This is a genomic window from Paraburkholderia sp. BR10141 (assembly GCF_056155635.1).
The window spans coordinates 26,343-43,770 of sequence record NZ_JBMIQH010000009.1; the positions used below are offsets into that span (position 1 = coordinate 26,343).

General features: G+C 61.4%; 13 protein-coding genes. 1 reads left to right on the plus strand and 12 read right to left on the minus strand.

Going from position 1 to position 17,428, the window contains the following annotated elements; genetic code table 11:
• Positions 1-70: 70 nt before the first annotated feature.
• The 8 genes from ACOJB8_RS14675 to ACOJB8_RS14710 form a co-directional block, all read right to left on the minus strand.
• A complete protein-coding gene (locus ACOJB8_RS14675; protein ID WP_069266312.1) occupies positions 71-1,009 on the minus strand; it encodes a LysR family transcriptional regulator in 939 nt (312 codons plus the stop codon).
• 87 nt (positions 1,010-1,096) lie between these two features.
• Positions 1,097-1,738, minus strand: coding sequence for a TetR/AcrR family transcriptional regulator (locus ACOJB8_RS14680; RefSeq protein WP_475013085.1), 642 nt, complete (start codon positions 1,736-1,738; stop codon positions 1,097-1,099).
• A 102-nt stretch (positions 1,739-1,840) separates the two neighbouring features.
• Positions 1,841-2,704 carry a 4Fe-4S dicluster domain-containing protein gene (locus ACOJB8_RS14685; protein WP_342946388.1) on the minus strand — a complete coding sequence of 288 codons (864 nt, stop codon included), beginning with the start codon at positions 2,702-2,704 and terminating at the stop codon, positions 1,841-1,843.
• A 10-nt stretch (positions 2,705-2,714) separates the two neighbouring features.
• Complete coding sequence (locus tag ACOJB8_RS14690; protein ID WP_475013087.1) at positions 2,715-5,693, minus strand: molybdopterin-dependent oxidoreductase; 2,979 nt, start codon at positions 5,691-5,693, stop codon at positions 2,715-2,717.
• A 192-nt stretch (positions 5,694-5,885) separates the two neighbouring features.
• Positions 5,886-6,626, minus strand: a complete 741-nt coding sequence (locus ACOJB8_RS14695; RefSeq protein WP_069266309.1) for an OmpW/AlkL family protein — start codon at positions 6,624-6,626, stop codon at positions 5,886-5,888.
• Between the two features lie 319 nt (positions 6,627-6,945).
• Complete coding sequence (locus tag ACOJB8_RS14700) at positions 6,946-8,949, minus strand: acyl-CoA synthetase (RefSeq protein ID WP_475013089.1); 2,004 nt, start codon at positions 8,947-8,949, stop codon at positions 6,946-6,948.
• Entirely contained in the window at positions 8,946-9,902 is a 957-nt protein-coding gene (locus ACOJB8_RS14705) for a fumarylacetoacetate hydrolase family protein (RefSeq protein ID WP_342946391.1), read from the minus strand. Before ACOJB8_RS14705 ends, ACOJB8_RS14700 begins: the two co-directional genes overlap by 4 nt.
• A gap of 36 nt (positions 9,903-9,938) precedes the next feature.
• Positions 9,939-11,009: a VOC family protein gene (locus tag ACOJB8_RS14710; protein WP_368684706.1), complete on the minus strand. Its 1,071-nt coding sequence runs from the start codon at positions 11,007-11,009 to the stop codon at positions 9,939-9,941.
• 350 nt (positions 11,010-11,359) lie between these two features.
• On the opposite strand from ACOJB8_RS14710, the gene ACOJB8_RS14715 reads away from it, so the two are divergent.
• On the plus strand, positions 11,360-12,115 hold the full coding sequence (locus ACOJB8_RS14715; RefSeq protein WP_069266305.1) for a TetR/AcrR family transcriptional regulator: 756 nt from the start codon (positions 11,360-11,362) through the stop codon (positions 12,113-12,115).
• An 18-nt stretch (positions 12,116-12,133) separates the two neighbouring features.
• On the opposite strand, the gene ACOJB8_RS14720 is transcribed toward ACOJB8_RS14715, so the two are convergent.
• The 4 genes from ACOJB8_RS14720 to ACOJB8_RS14735 form a co-directional block, all read right to left on the minus strand.
• Positions 12,134-12,868 (minus strand): membrane integrity-associated transporter subunit PqiC, encoded by a 735-nt coding sequence (locus ACOJB8_RS14720; protein ID WP_368727863.1) that lies wholly within the window; start codon positions 12,866-12,868, stop codon positions 12,134-12,136.
• Positions 12,865-14,460, minus strand: coding sequence for a PqiB family protein (locus ACOJB8_RS14725; RefSeq protein WP_475013092.1), 1,596 nt, complete (start codon positions 14,458-14,460; stop codon positions 12,865-12,867). Before ACOJB8_RS14725 ends, ACOJB8_RS14720 begins: the two co-directional genes overlap by 4 nt.
• Before the next feature lie 15 nt (positions 14,461-14,475).
• The gene (locus ACOJB8_RS14730; protein WP_475013094.1) at positions 14,476-15,861 is read right to left on the minus strand and encodes a paraquat-inducible protein A; all 1,386 of its coding nucleotides are present in this window, start codon (positions 15,859-15,861) and stop codon (positions 14,476-14,478) included.
• Between the two features lie 103 nt (positions 15,862-15,964).
• Positions 15,965-17,428 (minus strand): efflux transporter outer membrane subunit, encoded by a 1,464-nt coding sequence (locus ACOJB8_RS14735; RefSeq protein WP_368603011.1) that lies wholly within the window; start codon positions 17,426-17,428, stop codon positions 15,965-15,967.

Sequence of the window (17,428 nt, forward strand, 5' to 3'; positions counted from 1 at the left end):
GATCGTTATGTCAATAATGCGCAAGACACTCGACCCTCTCAAGAAATCAATTTTCTGAGTGTCTGCTGCATCATTGGTGTTCCCGGACAACCTGTGGGCGAGTGGCACTGCCTTCACTAACCTCGAAGAACGCCGCGGCGTGATCGATAAACGCTCTAACCTTCGCTGGCAACATCGCGCGCCCTATATACGCCAGCCGGACCTCCGCCGCGGTATCCGCGATCTCGAAGTCTTCCAGCAGTCGAATGAGTCGTCCCGACTTGATGTCTTCTTCCACGAGCGCGATGGGAAGCAAACCGATGCCCAATCCCTCCAGAATGACGTCGCGGTTAAAGATCGGATTGTTCGACGATATCTCGTAGTTGATCGGGACGGCGATCTTCTCCTCTCCTGTCCGAAACGTGACAAACGGCTTGTGCATTGACGGCGGAACCGTCACGAATGCATGTTGCTCGAGATCAGCAGGATGCCGTGGCCGAGGATGCGTGCCAAGGTAAGCTTCCGTTGTCACGATGACGAGCGGTAACCGCTGCAGAAGCCGTGTCACTGCCAGATCCGTCGCCAGCATGAATGGCAGCACGATACCCAGATCGTAACCGTCGGCCGTCAGGTCAACTGGCCGCTCGGTCAGCGTGATATCGAGCGTGACATTTGCGTGCTTCCGTCTGAACGACGCAATCAACGGCGGCAACCACGTCAGGGCGGCCGTCGTGTGCGCAACCAGTCGTAACACTCCCGTCGGTAGCCGGCCGTGGTCCGCGGCGCTCGCTTCCATGCAATCCAGATCGTCGAGGACGCGGCAACACCCGTCGTAGAAGCACTCCGCAGCTTCCGTCAACGAAAATTGTCGAGTCGACCGGTGAAACAGTCGCGCCCCGAGGCGCTCTTCCAACGACGCAATCGCACGGGAGACGACCGAGGGTGACAGGCCCATCATTTCGCCAGCTCGCCGAAAGTTTTTGACTTCGACGATGGTGCGGAAAAGGCGCAAACTTTCGATATATTCCATCGTTGAGATAAACCAGGTGTCTCTGTTACGGCATTGCCGGTCGCGCTGAGGACATCGTCTTGTGACGTCTGAATCGCGAACCGATGACTACGGACCGCGAACCTGGCCTTTGACCGTCTGCGTGTTGCACATCCTGACGAACTGAAGTCCCTCAGACAGGCTCATCAGAGCGACCGCGAGCGCATCAGCGCCTCCAGACCATAGCCTGTCGGCATCAGGCACGAACGTCCGCAAGCAGTTGCTGATATGGAAGAGCGTCTCATGCCGCAATACATCAAGACGCTCCCCGAACAAATTGTCTTGACGCGCGAGAAGTTGCGCTTCGATCCAAAGGGGGAAGCAATCGCTGTCAAATTCCCCATTGCCGTAGCAGGCGATCGCGCGTGCCAGCATCTCTTTGGGCGTGCCGCCCATTTCAATGAAGGCCTGCATGTTCTCGCGGGCCAGAACTGCGTCGCGCTGCAACAGCTCAACCAGCATGTCCCGTTTGCCGCGGAAGTTCGAGTAGAAGGCTCCGCGTGTGTAACCCGCCGCCCCGGCAATGTCCTCCACGCTCGTAGCGGCCACGCCCTTCTCAAGGAAAACGGTTCTTGCAGCGTCAAAGAGGCGCTCGCGGGTCTGCCGCTTCCTTTGTGCGTGTGTCAAGCGTTCGTGCTTCATGATGTAGCGCTGGCGAGCGACGCCTTCTGCGTTCACCGGAACCGAGGCGCGCCAGCGGCGGGTTCTCAATGAGTCAACACACGTTCGGATCGCTCTATTTGTATATTACACTCACTTCTGATTTTTTCGTCAATCATAAAATTGAGGGCGTGAGCGAAAGAGATAGTGGCGTCAGGCGGCCTCGACTTCATTGGTCGACCGGGCGAGTTCGATCTCGCCCAGATAGATGCTTTCGCCCAGCTGACAGTCACGCGACGCATCGCCGAAGTCATGGCGTACCTCGATTCGATAGCGCCCGCTGTCTTTGGCCAGTCCTGCGAACCGGAAGTCGCCAAACGCGTCCGTGACGGTATCGGCAACCTTCTGGCCGCCCGTATACAACGCGACTGCGGCCGAAGCCACGCACTCGTCTACCTGCCCCACCCGTGCGCTGACGCTGCCGCCAATAAAGCAGGTATCCCAGCGTTCGAGGCCGCGATACCACACCCGGGGCTTTGTCTTGAGTTTGGGCTCCAGAACCCTGAGCCCTTCGCGTCGCGCTTTGTGTGCCATTGCAGCGTCATCGAGCCTGATGGTTTCGAAAACACCGGTAGGACATGACTGCCCGCATCGCGGCTGTTGCCAACCCTCGTCCAGCAGATGCGCGTCGAAGATCCAGATCTGTGGCAGTTGCAGTGCCTCGTTCCAGACGATCGCCCTGTACGGACAGGCTTTCACGATGTCCTTTCTGCCCCTGGCCTTCTCCGGATCGATGATGACGATACCGTCGGCGCGTTTGCGGATCGCATCGCCACCCACTCGCATGCATGGCGCGTCGTCACAGTGATTGCACATGACCGGCAGGTACGTCGTCTCGACCATGTGCGAGTCGCCCTGGACCCGGCGCAGGATGCGGATGGGGCTTTCGGCATCGACCGCTGCGGGTGCCGCGTACCCGGGAAAGTCGTTGCCCACGTGCTCGTCTCTCGCAGCGATCACGCAGTTCTGGCAGTTCTCACATTGCCCGACGTTGATAACCAGATTCCACTTGCTCATCGTGTGCTCCTCATGCTGCGCGGCCGAGCATGAACGCGTCGGCGCCTTTCCACTTTTCGACCTGCACGAGGCATGAATTCGGGCTCATACTGCTTGTCCCCGCCGTCTGGGGCCGATCAGGCGTCAGCATGTTCATGCAGCCGCCGATCTCGACACGCTCACCGGCGATTTCGATGAGCTGGAATTCAGCGCTCGCCTCGTATGACTTCACGACGCCGACGGCCACCAGTGGCGACACGTCAGCCGCACAAATAACCGCGCCGCGGTCGTTGAAGACCTTGACGAGATCGCGATGGGCAATGCCCCGGGCCGCCGCGTCGGCGGGGCCGAGCCGCAGCAGCCAGAAGCGATGCCCACCGATCAACGCGCGATGATCGTCGACGCTGTTGACCGACGAATGCTTGCCGTCGCAATGAGTGTGGAAGCTGTACCGGCTATGAGTCGCAATCAGTTGCAGCGGATAGCGCTGGGCCAGCTCGCTGCGCAGCCCCTCCCACGACGGGATATACCGGTTCAGCGGCGGCCGCTCGGGGTTGTCGGCGGTGTGCCGCTTCAGCAACTCCGGCACGAACTCGAGCTTGCCGCTAGGCGTCTGCAACCCCATGCCGAACTTTTCGGCGTATTGCGAGGGCATCGGATGCGGTTCCTGCAGATCCTTGCGACGACCTTCCGCGAACCAGCGCATGTCCACCGGATGGCGCAGTTCAGGCTTTTCGGGCGGGACGACAAAATAGCCTTTGCGGCAGAAGTTGCGCCATGAAATGTGATCCGGCAGATCCGACGATTCGAATACCCTCTTGACCCAGTCGAGTTCGCCGCATCCTTCGGTGAACACGCCGCCGAGCCCGAGGCGGGTCAGAATCGCTGTGAAGATGTCATAGTCGGAGCGGGACTCGCCCAGCGGCTCGATGCATTTGTGTTGCATCATCACCATGCGGTGATTGACGGTGTTGAAGCCGTGATGCGCATACCCGCCCGAATTCGACCATTCGCCAATATCCCATCGTTCCAGGGACGTGCACGCCGGCAGAATGATATCGGCGAACTGCGCCTCGCCCTCCATCCAGATCGACTGATTGACGACGAACTCGATGCTGGGGTGCCGGTAGGCGTCGGCCCAGCGTCCGGATTTCGTGACCGTGCTGAAAGCAGATCCGCCATAGCGATAAATCATGTGGATCGGCGAATAGCCGGGCATTGGATAAGTAAACGGCGCGAACTGCGCTTCCTGAGACATACCGTCCCACAGGTATCCCGTTGCATGACCGTTGATGATGGCGTCGGGTAGCTGCTGCCGCGGTACCATCTGCTTGACGGGATTCATGGTCAGAATGTGCGGCATTCGCTGATAGTTGTTCACCGCATTGGCGGTCCACGCGAGATCACCGGACATGCCGCCGTCCGCGTAGCCCGGGAAATAGAAGTGCAGGTCGTGCGGAGCGCCGAGCTCCAGACACCCGAAATTGACGCCTGGTTTGCCCCATCCCTGCATGGCCATCATCATGATCATGCAGCGCGCCCACTGCGCCCCGGTCGCGCCGCGTCCTGCGCCGCCGAACCCCGCACCTGTCATACCGACCGCGAGATAGACCTTCTTCTTTCCCCAGAGGCGCGCGAGCGCCCGCACATCTTTCGCCGGCACGCCAGTCTCGGACTGCTGCCATTCGGGAGTCTTCGGGACCCCATCGGATTCCCCCAGCAGATAGGCGCGCCACTCATCGAAGCCGGTCGTGCGGGTCGCAACGTAATCCTCGTCGTACAGACCCTCCACGACCCAGACGTGCATGATGGCGGTCGCGAGGGCCGCGTCGGTTTGCGGACGCACGGGAATCCAGCGCCCACCCAGCAACTGCGCGGTCGGATTGCAGTGCGGATCGATGTGAACAAACTCGATACCCAGTTCCTTGGCCCATAGCCGCCGCGGCGTGCCCTCGAATCCCGCATATGCCCCGTTGGTGCTTTCCGGGTCGCACGACCAGAAGACAATCATTTCCGCTTCCCTCAGGCAGTCTTCGATGCCGCCATAGCCTGATGGAACGCCCACGCGCATCGAATTGCCAAAGTGATGCATCGCGCCCCAGTACCATCCTTCCCAGCTATCCGGGTTCGCAGCCACCCGGGTGAAGCCAATCAGGTTGGCAAAGCGCGTTAGCGCGCTCAGGTAGTAGCCGACATTGCCCCACTGGTGATGAGACGACATCGGGAACGTAATCGAACCGGGACCGTGAACGCGTTTTTGCCGGTTAATTTCTTTGGCGACGATGTCAAGGGCCTCGTCCCAGCTAACGGGTACATAGCCCGACTTGCCGCGGTTCTGCGGATTGCGTTCCCCGTCGGGATCGAAATCGACCCGCTTCAATGGACGAAGAATGCGCTTGTCCGAATAGACGAGCGACTTGATCGCCAGCGCGTGCGGCGCAACGAGGCCTCGCCGTGGCGGGCTGAAGCGGCGCCCGCGTGCCTCTATCTCCCAACTGGCAGCATCCTTTTCGTCCAGATCGACAGGCGTCACCCGAACGATGCGATCCTCCTTGACGTAGACGAACAGCGGCCCGCCGTTCGTACAGGTGGTGTACCGGCGCGTGCCATCTCGCATCGGCGTGCCCATCGGCAGGCCGATGGTTTGCATCATGCTGAGCGTCTGCATGAACCACACCAGCAGTTCATCGTCGCCCTCCGTCACGACTTTGAAGTTCTTCGCCGCATGAATAATGTCGGCATGATCCTGGCGCGGAGAAAGGAACTCGAGGGCCGTGGCGACGTCCTTGAACAGCATGCTCACGTCCGCATCCTGATACGAGCATGCTCGCGACCGGATGCGACCGTTCCTGATCTCAATGAGGCGACCGAGGCTCCGATCCATCAACCCGATCCAGGCAACCAGGTCTCGCTCCTTGAGGCGTTCACGATAGTCGGGGAAGCGGCGCGCCGTCAGAGCGAGTACCTTCGGCAGCGCGAACAGAATCGATTTGAGTACTTGTCGCTTCATCGTTTCATCCGGAATGACACATCGCTGCAGGGAGAAAAAACAAACGCATGCTTGACCGTAGCTACGTCCAGACACGCGTCAACTGCTTGAACCGAAGGGTCGCTTTCAACCTCTGTGCTGTGCATTGAAATCTCTAATGGTGAAACTCTGCCACCCTCGCAGGCGTCCGCCTGGGACGTCGCTCGTGTTGGGTTAGAACGTGTAGGCGACATTCAGGAAGACATTCACGGGATTGATCCGGATCGTTGACCGGGAAACGATTTGCGTCCCGTTCGCCGTCGTCCCGTCCAGTGTCAAGTGAGTCTTTACGGGAACGTAACCGACACTGGCTCCAACGGACCAGTGGTTTGAAATTGCGTAGTACGCCCCGAGTTCGAATACCGGATTCCATGACGAACTGAGTGATGCGTGCGCAGACCCGCCTGGACCGAGGCTGTCAGTGACAAACTGACTGTTGGTCGTGCGAACCTGTGTGAACCAGGTGTAGTTCACGCCTACCCCGACAAAAGGTCGGAATTTCGATTGGGCGTCGAGCAGGTGGTAACGAAGAACGATAGCGGGCGGCATCGGCCGCGTCGAGCCCAGGGTGCCATACTTCGCGAGCGCGCCATCACCGTCCAGATTCACTGTCAGCGGGAGCCCGATCAACGTGGCAACGCCAATGTGATCGGTGACGTAGTACTCGGTCGTGATCCCCAGCGTATCCGTGGGCGTCGCGTGCGCTCCGGAACCCGGTAGCTGCTGATTCACCGTCATTCCGCCCACGCTTTCCACGGTGAGCGGCGTTGCGCTGCTTTGCGGCGCGACGTGAAGCCACCCTGTCGCCACGGTAAAGCTCCCAGCGGTCTGGGCGTTTGCAGTAACGGCAAGCGCAGCCGAGCAGATACAAACCGCCAGACCGGCGCAGCGAATCGTTCTCCTGTCATTCCTCACGTGTCTTCTCCTGTCTCTTAGGCCGGGATTTTTTGCTCGCACAGTTGTCACGTTCCGCTCAATGAACGGCACTGCGTTGTGTCGGCATTCATCTGTTTTAATCACAACCGGTAATGTCCGGCCAGTGTGTTATGTAGTCCTGCTAAGTTAAATGGGACCATTCTCTGACCTCTCCGATCTTTCCCTCCTTAGCGCCGCCTTCTGAACCGAAACAGAAATCGTCCAGTTGCAGGGTCCGCGGTCGTTCTTGCTGTTAGCGTTACCTTATGATCGTCAGGCTCCCTCAGTAAACGCGCAGCGTATACGCGTGAACGCGCGCCTAGCGTGTCTCGATCTGCTTAGTGCTCTTACTGTCGCCTGCCAGACCTGCCGACACAGACAGCGAAAAGGAGAAAGGAAAACGCCCTAGCGTAGTGCGCGCTAGCTCTTCTGATTCAGCACCGGGGAGATCGACGTGAACTGCAATCCCACGTGACGTGTCATCTGCAACGTTAACGGTCGCATTACCGACGCCAGCCTCGACGAGTGCCGACCGTAACGCGTCTGCCACTTCTCTGCGCTTCAGCGCCGGCTTGAATATCTTGCCGACGGCCGTGAGCGGCATCGAATCGACGACCCGTATGCCCTTCGGAAGCGCAGCGCGCTCGTTGATCCCGGCACGCAGAAACTCGGCAAGCTCCGCTTCGGTTGCGGCGACGCCGGGCTTGAGCTGGACATAGGCGACAGGCAGCTCGCCCGCGTGCATATCGGGACGCCCCAACGCAGCGGCAATCTGGACTGCCGGATGACGATGCAGTGCTTCCTCGATTGCCACAGGGTCGATATTGTGTCCACCCCGGATAATCAGTTCCTTCTTCCGCCCAGTGAGCCAGAAGTATCCGTCGGCATCACGGCGCCCCAGGTCTCCAGTATTGAGCCAACGTTCGCCGTCGCCGAGGTCTGTCCAGATTCCGCTGTCCTGCTCGGGCCTGGAATAACCAACAAACACATTTGGCCCGGAAATCACCAACTGGCCGACTTCATCGCCCGCGCAGTCCCGTACATACCGTCCCGCTTCGTCCACCATCACGGCCTTCATTGCCTGGCCAGGCAGGCACAGACCAATCGAGCCCACCCTGCGCTCTCCAAATGGCGGATTGACGCTGCTGACGCAGGCGCCTTCAGTAAGCCCGTAACCTTCCAGGATGCGAATCCCTGTACGAAGCTCGAAACTGCGAAACAGCTCGACCGGCATCGGCGCGGCGCCGCACAGGCCATACTCGAGCGAGTTGATATCGTTCTCTCCAACTGGGACCTCCAGCAGCGAACCATAGAGCGTCGGAACAGCGCTGAAGAAGTTAATGCGGTAATGCTCGACTATCTCCCAGAAGCGCTTCACAACGCCCTCACCCCGATAGCCTTGCGGCGTGCCGAGGACGACGTGGGCACCACGCGAAAACGCCAGCAGTCCTGTCACCATCACGGCGTTGACGTGAAAAAGTGGCAGCCCGCAAAATATTGTCTTACCCGGGCCGATGGTTTCGCCGAAGAATTGCCCCGCATTCCATGCATTGGCCACTTCGTTGTGATGCCGGCGCATGGCAATTTTCGGTAGTCCGGTGGTGCCGCCCGTGCAGAAGCAGGACGAAACATCATCGATGCTCGGTCGACGTGAGCCGTTGAGCACGACCCCGGACTCGCTCGAGTGAGCGGACGCGAAATCGTGAATCCGAAGCTGCGCCGGAACCACGCTTCGCATACCACCCTCGCCATGCAGCCTGGCGTTCTCACCACGCTGCAGCATCCGTGACGCAAATCCCTTTTCGCCAGGAATCCGGTCGGCCAGGTTGACGAGCACCAGGTCCCGCAATGCGGGGACGCAATGCAATACCGGTTGCACTTTTTGCCACAGTTCAGTCCCAGCCCCAGGAAATGGCGCGAGGGTGACGAGCACACTGGCGCCCGAGGCATTGAGCAGTTCGCCTATTGCATCGCTTTCGAGCAGCGGATTGATCGCGCAGACAATCCCCGCTGCTTCTCCTCCCCAGATCACGAAATGCGTTTCCGGGAGATTCGGCAGCAAATAGGCAATGACCGTGTCCTTTTGCACGCCCAGTCGCGAAAACATGTTGGCAGTGCGCGTGATATCTCGCACCAGTTCGCCGTACGTCCAGCACTCGGGGCTGGCATAGTCGTCGGCTGTCAGGAAGAAAGAGAGCGCGGGCGCCGATGGATTGATGGCGGCGCCCCGGCGGATCATTTCGTAGGTACTCGACGGAAGATCAGCCAGTTGCCCCTGTGCTTCGACAGCAAGGACGTCCTGCGCGTTCGCGACGTCTTTCATGCTGCCTCTTCGACAACGAGGTTACGTTGCGTGCCCAGATTGATGGAGCGGTCGTAGCTGACGATCTGTGCCTCGACAACGTCCCCGATCTGAAGGTACTGCGGCCTGTCCTCCTGCATCTTCAGGAAAAGCCGCCACTTCTCCGCTTCAGGCAACTGCGCGGCAGCGCGTTGCTTCTCAGGTGAAGGAATGCTCAGTGCACAACCGGAGGGCGTACCCGTTGCGAGCAGGTCACCGGTGCGCAGGTCCTGTACGCCAGACAGCTCAGACAGTGTCTCTGCGGGGCCATAGACCAGCCCGGCAGTCGTGTCATTCTGGCGCACGGTTCCGTTGACTGTCAGCGTCAGCACGAGCTCTTTCAACTTTGGCATGTCTTGCTTCTCGAGCAGGCAAAGATAAGGACCGACAGGACCAAAGGTCCGGTAGCTTTTGCCCTTGTAGAACTGCATCTGCGGAATCTGGATATCGCGCGCGGAGTAGTCGTTGACGATCACCGCCCCGGCAATGTACTCATGCAGGTTTTCGTCGGTGATCGTTTCACGGGACGTGATATCGCGTTTGAGGACGAGTCCGAGCTCGATCTCATAGTCGAGGAAGCGCACCGCGTCTGGTTTCACGACGGCCGAGCTGGCCGCAACGATGCAACTCGTTGCCTTCGTGAAGATCATGTTGAATTTCTTCACGTCCGGGTCCATGCCCGACTCGATCATATGTTGGCGATAGTTCGCGCCTTGACATATGAACTGCTGGTCGGTGGTCACAGGCGATAGCCACTGTACTTTTGCTTCGGGAATCGACGGTCCGTTGAGCGTCATAAGCCGCTCTACCGGATTGGCTGCGATAAATGCGCCTGTCGAGCTGAACTCGCCGGGAATCGGCGTGATGACGCCATCCGCGACGACACCCCACTGGGCGCGCCCATCATGAAGGTAATGCAGGACGTGAATTGCCATTGCAGAATGCTCCGGAGTCTGTGAATAGGGTGTGATTCAGGCAAAAAGCTTTGCCAGCGTCCGCAACTTGCTCAGCGTCAGGTCAGGGCTGCGGCGCAGATTTCTGACAAGCGCCACCATGCTCGCGAACGTGAACCTGGGTTTCGTGAAACTGCGCGGCATGGTTGGCCCCCATTGAGCCATCGCCTCGCGGCTTACGGCGTGAATGCCGGTCGGCTCGTTGGCGGTGAACAGGTCGCCGTCGCAGTAGTGTTCGTGCTTGTCGCCCCACGGGTCCTGCCAGTAGTCGAAAATCTGGCTGCCGAGGATATGTCGGCCGATACCCCAGGCGTGCGTCCAGCCCTTATCGCGCAGTACGCGCTGCCCCATACCGACCGCGTCCGCGTCGATGAGCTCGTACGCGCTGTGGCTGTACGTCGCCGCAAAGCCCTGGGCAAGCGCAAGTGTGTGATGATCGGCCGGCCTGTCGCCGAGATCCAGGCGCATGAACGCGACAGCCGGCGACCCGTCGGGAAGCACCTGGACATCGCTCGGGATAAAACCGAAATGGCGCGTGTACCACGCACAAGTCTCCTGATAGTCGGCGAGTTCGAGCACGACATGCCCCAGCCGGATGACTTCCGGGGCATTTTCGGGCGGTCGCTGCGTACCGTTGACCCGGACGGTGGCATCGACGGAATTGAAGGGCAGCGGTAGCCGATGCGGCAAGCTTGACGCTGGCGCCTGGCCCCATACCGCTTCGATAGCGAACCCGGACGGGTCCGTGAGTCGCACCACGTAGCCGCCGCCCGGCAGCGCAGAGCGTTCGACCTCCGATGCATCAGGCAGCTTTGCGAGCGCATCGAGCTCCGCCCGGCCGCCGACTTGCAAGCCAAATCCGACAAACCGCGCTTTCGATGCCCTACGCACTACATAACAAAAATGCGAAGGTCCGGTGCCGCGCAAAAGCAGCATCGCCTCGTCCCGCGATACGGTTTGAAGCCCAAAGTCATTGAGAAAACGCTCGGCTTGCTCGAGATCTGACCGATCGAATACCAGATAGGCCAATGCGGTCGCCTTCGCCGTCGGATGGGGGTGACGAGCCGGTTGTGAAGTAGTCAGTTTCATGGCGGAACGTAATCAGGCGGTTGCGGTGGCCGATGCGGATTCGAGAGATGTCGCGCCGACGGTGCGATAGAGCGGAACGCCAGCCGCTGGATCGCTGGCGGCCTTCCACGGGCGGCAATTCACCGACGCGCAATGGATAGCGGGTCCCGGTGCCGGGATGGGCAGACGGATAACGTGATGCGGGCCGCCTGGCGCGGCGCCATGTCTGATTGCTGTCTCCACAGTCACTCCATCAGTTCTAGTTAGATCGGTCTACGAGGCCGTTGATGACATTAAACTCATGACTGATCGTTTTGTCAATATAGACGTTCGAATCTATACTGCGGAATATGACCAGATCAGGATCCATCATGACGACCACGACAAATCGCCGGGCAGTCAAACGTGCCACGGTGGCAGCACCCGTCGCCCCTCCCCCCCTTGTCGAAGAACGGGAGCCGCGCGGTGCACGCCGCAAGCGTGAGACGCGTGCCCGTCTGCTCGACGCCGCCCTGAGGCTGATGGCGGAAAAAGGCATGGAGGGCGTGGCGATCAACGAAATCACCGAGGCCGCCGACGTGGGCTTCGGCTCGTTCTACAACCACTTCGAATCGAAGGAAGCGATCTACGCGACGCTCGTCGATAACGTTTTCGAAGAGTTCGCGAACATGCTTGACCGCCTTTCGGTGGGCATTTCCGACCCCGCCGAGGTGGTCGCGGTCTCCGTGCGCCATACGGTTCTGCGCGCGCGCACTGATCCTGTCTGGGGACGTTTTCTGATACGCGAGGGTTTTTCTGCCCGCGCGATGAGTCGCGGCCTCGGCCAGCGGCTGCTGCGCGACATCGGCAGTGGCATTGCGGCCAAGCGGTTCGCCGTTGCCGACCCCTTTATCGGCTTTCTTGCCGTGGGCGGAACGGTTCTCTGCGCCATCGCGGCCGAACTGAACTTCGTTGTGCCGGGCGCAAGCGCCGCGGGCGTGCTGAAGGAGCTCGGCTTCAGCGGCGAGCACTTTCCGGAGCGCACGGCCGCGATGTTGCTGCAAACGCTCGGGCTAAAACGCGCGGAGGCGGAAAAGATCGCCGCGCGCCCATTGCCCGTCGTGGACGAAGCTGTCGACGAAAACTGAGATCGGTAAGCCGAACAGCTAGCGCTCGAAGCGCGCAGCTGCCCCGTTGGCTGCCGTTTGCGGGCTGTCCCCGGATTGCGGGCAAGCGAGCGGCGTCTTCTCCGCTCCGCGCGATGCCCCCGCAGTCAGCAATCGACTGCCAGTCGGCCTCGCAGCGAGGCCGCGCACGACCTCGGCAATTTGCCCGGCGACGGCGCCTATCGCATGACGATGGCCGACCACAATCGCCTGATATCCATCCGCCACGGGCTCGCTCACGACGCTGTGACAGGTCAATGTATCGGCGCCTGGCGACGTGCGCACGGCCCATACGACGTCAACCAGCACATGTGAGCCAGGCCAGGATTCGAAGCGCTGGACGTCGACGGCAACCTGATACACGGGGCTGTCCTCATCGCGCATGACCGTCTGTGCGCCCGCACCGCCGGCCTGCTGGCTCACGCCCGCAATCAGCGCATAGCGGAGTTCGTCCGGCAGGGACGACGCCCAGCGATCATCCTCCAGCACCTTGACCTGTGTTGCGTCGACCTGCACCACGAGCTGACTTCGCGCGACGGCGGCCGGCACCCGAACCGGGCGTATATCTATCCGCAACGAAGGGCTTGCTTTGCTGCTCGCCATCGTCTGTGGCGCGTCCGGTCCGAGCGTGTAATAGCGCGTAGCCGGCGAAGCACACGCCGTCAGAACGGCCAGGCCAATGGTGCTCACGGTCTGCGCCATCGCGCGCCACGAGGCGGGTTGCATCAGGTTCATGGCGTGTCTCCCTTCTTGCCGAACAGCAGTGCCTGCGGATGACGCTCCAGGTAATCGGCGAGCGCATTGAGCGACTGCAGCGTGCGCGTTAGCTGCTGCATCGCATCCTGAACATCCGACTGCATCGGCGCGGCTTCGCGCAGCGTCGATTCCGCGGTGCTGAATGTCTTCTGGGCCGCAGCCAGCGTGTCACGGGCTTGCGGTACGACTTCCGTGTCCATGTGCCCGAACAGCCGGTTGGCGTTTTCCAGTGCGCCATTCAGGTTGGCGCCGATCCGGTCGAACGGTACCTGGTCCAGCTTTCTGGCGATGTCCGCCACCTGCACCTGGAGTTCGTCGAGCGTATTCGGTACTGTCGGAAGTTCGATGGGACTGCGACGCACATCGACGCTCGCGCGAGGCGCCTTCGGGAACATGTCAAGGGCGACGTAAAGCTGGCCCGTTATCAGACTCCCGGTCCGTAGCTGCCCGCGCAGGCCCTCCATCACCAGGTGCTCCAGCAATTCGTGACCGCCTGGCGTGTCCGGTGCGGGCAGCGCGTCACTGGAGCGCCGGCTGAGCCGGTCCGGATAAAGTGCCATCGACACCTTCATGCTGAAGCTCTTTTGCGCGTCGTTGTACTCGATGCCAATGTCGGTCACCTGCCCCAGCACGATCCCGCGCAGATCGACGGGTGCCCCGACGGACAACCCGCGCAGCGACTGATCGAAGCGCATCACCACATTGAGCGGCTGGCCGTCTGGCTCGCGCATGGCGTCGGCTTCGTCCGCCGCAAGCCGGAACACGGCCTTGTCGGCAGCGGGCTCGCCGGCGTCCTGCCCCGCCGGAGACTGAAACGCCAGGCCGCCGACAACGACCGTCGCCAGCGACTGCGTATTGAGCTTCAGACCGCTCGAATCGAGACGCAGATCGACGCCGCTCGCATGCCACCACCGCGTATTGGCACTGACGTAGCGGTCAAACGGCGCATTGACGAAGACATTCACGATGACCCCTGCACCGCCGGGATCGAGCGAGAATCCGACCACCTGACCTGCCTGGATACGATGGTAGAAGATGGGTGCGCCGATATCGATCGAGCCCAGCGACTCGCCCCGTAGCGTGTACTGATGCCCCGGCTGTCCGGTCGTGACGATGGGCGGGTTCTCGAGACCCAGAAACGCGGTCCGGCTTGTGGTCGAGCGCCCGATGTCCACGCCGATATACGCGCCCGAGAGCAACGTGCCGAGGCCCGAGATGCCGTTTGCGCCGATGCGCGGGCGCACCACCCAGAACCGCGTGCCTTGCGTCGCGAATTTCCCGGCGTCCTTGTCCAACTGGACGCTCACGAGGACGCGCCGCAAATCGCCGGACAGCCTGATGCCTTGCACCGTACCGATCTCGACGTCCTTGTACTTGACCTTCGTCTTGCCGGCTTCCATGCCCTCTGCGCTATTGAAAGTGACGGTTACGACGGGTCCCTTGTCGGCAATGGACCTGGCCACCAGCGCAACACCGATCAATGCGGAGATGAGTGGCACCAGCCAGATGAGGGATGGCAGCCAACGTTTGCGCGGCTTGAGTTCAGGAGGAGATAGATTGGAAAGATACATCGTTCGAAATCGGTTTCAGGAATTCCGGTGTGTGAGGAGAGGCGCAGCCAGCGCTTCATCGTTCATCGTCGAGACGGGAGACAGCGCGGCATCCGCGTTGTCCCAGATGAGCCGCGGATCGAACTGATGCGACGCGAGCATGGTGAGGATGACCACCGCGGCGAAAGCGAGCGCGGCGGGCCCCGCAGTGACGACGGCGAACGAGCCGAAATGCACCAGCGTTACCGTCAGGGCAACGACAAAGACATCGAGCATCGACCATCGGCCAATGCGCTCGACAATCCGGTACAGACCTGCCCTTTCCCGGGCGCGCCATCCGGAACCTCGATGGGCGGCAACCGTGAGTAGCGTGAGAACCACCAGTTTGAGCATCGGCACCAGAACGCTGGCGACAAAAATGACGATGGCGAGTGGCCAGTCTCCAGACGTCCAGAAGTACGCGACACCACCCAGGATGGTGTCGTCTTCCTGACGGCCCAGTGACGTCGCGTGCATGATGGGCAGCAGGTTCGCCGGAATATAGGCAAGCGCGGCGGCAAGAAGCAGGCTGAGCGTCCGTGTCAGGCTTTCCGGCCGGCGTTCATGCAGCATGTGCCGGCATCGCGCGCAGTGCTGGTGGATCTGACTTTCGCCACGCGTCTGAACGAGACCGCAGGCATGACAGCCGACGAGTCCAGCACGTTGTGCCGTGATGGCGGATGACGAACCGGCCTTGCGCATTCGCACTGGACGCGTGAAACGCCCACGGCCTGAACTCACTCGTGACCAGCGAACCCGGGCCATTCGAGAAAGCGAGATTTCGTCACGGACGGCCCAGAGCCCGCTCGGGTCAAACGAGGCGACTATGCCCAGCATGACGGTGAGCGCGCCCCATGCGAACAGTCCAGGCCCAGGGACCACCTCGGCGACGGTGACCATTTTTACGATCGTCACCAGCACGCCGAGCATGAACACTTCAACCATGCCCCATGGGCGGACGAGTTGCACGACGCGCAACATCCCGTCGAACCGCGGCGCAAGCTTGCCGAGCCGAAGCGGCACCAGTACATATAGGAGTGCGAGCAGTTCGACCAACGGAAAAAGCATCGACGCACAGAACACCACCGTCGCGACGACACGCATGTTGCCCGTCCAAAGCGTATGCACTGCGCCAAACAGCGTCGCCTCCGACGTCATGCCGTTGGCGTGCAGTTCGATCACGGGAAAAGACTGCGCTATGCAAAAGGTGATCAACGCGGCGAGCGTCACAGCGCAGATCCAGTCGAGCGACAGTCCGGCGCCAGGTAGCGCTGTCAGGTTCGCGCCACAGCGCGAACAGGTCGCGCGGTAGCCGCTGACACTGCGAGGTTTGCGAAACAGAAGATCGCATTCGTGGCAGACAATCAGTCTCTGATATTCCATGGAGAATCTAGCGGGAAATGCGGTTGCCTCCGCTGGTGCAACGCCTGCTTGCGGCGCTTGCCCCAGCGGGAACGATCGACTGGCCGTTATCACGAACACGCGTTCATCGCGTAATCGCTGCCGTCTGCTGGGCGGCTGGCAATTCACCCATCGACTGGAACAGCGCTGCCGTATCGCTCATGCGCTGACCTGTGGCGCGCGTGGCGGCGATCTGCGCGTCGAGATACCGTGATTCACTGGCATGTGTCGCAGCCGAAGGCAGCGCACCCAGGCGATGGCGCGACGCGGTATCGTCGAATGCCGTGCGAGCGGCGTCTGCGGCTTCGTCCGTCGAGGCCAATGTCTGCGCGTCGTTATCCAGTGCAGCGAGCGAATTCGCCACGTCCTGGAACGCAGACAGCACGGTCGCCTTGTAGTGCAGCACGGCGGCGTCGTACGCGTCGATCGATGCGCGGCGCTGCGCGAACAGCGCGCCACCATGAAAGATGGGCTGTGACAGGCTGGCGCCGATAGCCCACAGTCCGCCCGCGCCGGAAAGCAACATCGGCCAGCTGAACCCGCCGCGGCCCATTGAGCCCGTCAGCGAGAGGCTCGGAAAGAGTTGGGCCGTCGAGGCGCCCACATCCGCGGCAGCCGCCTTGACGGCAGCGTCCGCTGCCTGGATGTCTGGGCGCGAGCGCAACAGGTCCGACGGCACGGCGACGGGCACCTGCCCGGGCAGCGACAGGCTGTCGAGGGCCGGCACGCTCGGCGCGTTATCGGGCGTGCGGCCCATCAGCACGGCGAGCGCATGGATCGCGCACGCGCGTTGCTGACGCAGCGGCGGCAACGTCGCCGCGATGGCAGCCGCGTCCTGTTTTGACGCAAGCGCCTGTGCGCGCGAGACGGAGCCTAGCGCGTAGCGCTGCTGGTCCTCATGCGCAGCATCGTTGGACACGGCAACGAGCCGTTCGGTAAGTGCGATCTGCCGGTCGAGCGCCGCCACATTGATAGCAGTGCCGACGATGTTCGCGGCAAGCGCGCGACGCGACGCCTCCAGCTCATAAGCCTGCACATTCACACGGGCCGCGCTCGCGGAGTTCGTGTACCGCGTCTGGCCGAACAGGTCGAACGTGTAATGCGCAAACAGTTGTCCGGCAAAAAAATTGTATTGGACCTGCTCGGGCCCAAGGCCCGGCACCACGGCCGTACGCGCGCGCTCGACCTGCGCGGCGCCGTCGATCGACGGCAGCGTCGATGCGCCGACCTGTGCGCGCAATTCCTCCTGCGCGGACGCGAGCGTACGCTGCGTCGCCGCGAGGGTCGGGCTGTTGTGCAATCCTTCGTCAACGAGTGCATCCAGGTCGGAGGACCCGTAGAGCCGCCACCATTGCGAGCCAGGCGTCGCGCCGATTTCGAAGGTCTGCGCAACACCACCGGCGGACACTGTCTTCGCCGGCTGCGCGTCGGCACCGTAATGCTCGGGCGCCGGCATGGCCGGTGGCTCGCCGCTCGGCCCGAACGAGCACGCCGTCATGGCGAGCGCCACAGCCGCGGCAGCCACGGATGTCTTGTAAGTCAAACTCAT

Excerpts from the sequence above, each read along its gene's own strand:
- ACOJB8_RS14730 (WP_475013094.1), bottom strand. The coding sequence starts at position 15,861 with ATGGAATATCAGAGACTGATTGTCTGCCACGAATGCGATCTTCTGTTT.
- ACOJB8_RS14700 (WP_475013089.1), bottom strand. The coding sequence starts at position 8,949 with ATGAAAGACGTCGCGAACGCGCAGGACGTCCTTGCTGTCGAAGCACAG.
- ACOJB8_RS14710 (WP_368684706.1), bottom strand. The coding sequence starts at position 11,009 with ATGAAACTGACTACTTCACAACCGGCTCGTCACCCCCATCCGACGGCG.
- ACOJB8_RS14685 (WP_342946388.1), bottom strand. The coding sequence starts at position 2,704 with ATGAGCAAGTGGAATCTGGTTATCAACGTCGGGCAATGTGAGAACTGC.
- ACOJB8_RS14735 (WP_368603011.1), bottom strand. The coding sequence starts at position 17,428 with ATGAGTTTGACTTACAAGACATCCGTGGCTGCCGCGGCTGTGGCGCTC.
- ACOJB8_RS14725 (WP_475013092.1), bottom strand. The coding sequence starts at position 14,460 with ATGTATCTTTCCAATCTATCTCCTCCTGAACTCAAGCCGCGCAAACGT.
- ACOJB8_RS14690 (WP_475013087.1), bottom strand. The coding sequence starts at position 5,693 with ATGAAGCGACAAGTACTCAAATCGATTCTGTTCGCGCTGCCGAAGGTA.
- ACOJB8_RS14720 (WP_368727863.1), bottom strand. The coding sequence starts at position 12,868 with ATGAACCTGATGCAACCCGCCTCGTGGCGCGCGATGGCGCAGACCGTG.
- ACOJB8_RS14705 (WP_342946391.1), bottom strand. The coding sequence starts at position 9,902 with ATGGCAATTCACGTCCTGCATTACCTTCATGATGGGCGCGCCCAGTGG.
- ACOJB8_RS14715 (WP_069266305.1), top strand. The coding sequence starts at position 11,360 with ATGACGACCACGACAAATCGCCGGGCAGTCAAACGTGCCACGGTGGCA.
- ACOJB8_RS14675 (WP_069266312.1), bottom strand. The coding sequence starts at position 1,009 with ATGGAATATATCGAAAGTTTGCGCCTTTTCCGCACCATCGTCGAAGTC.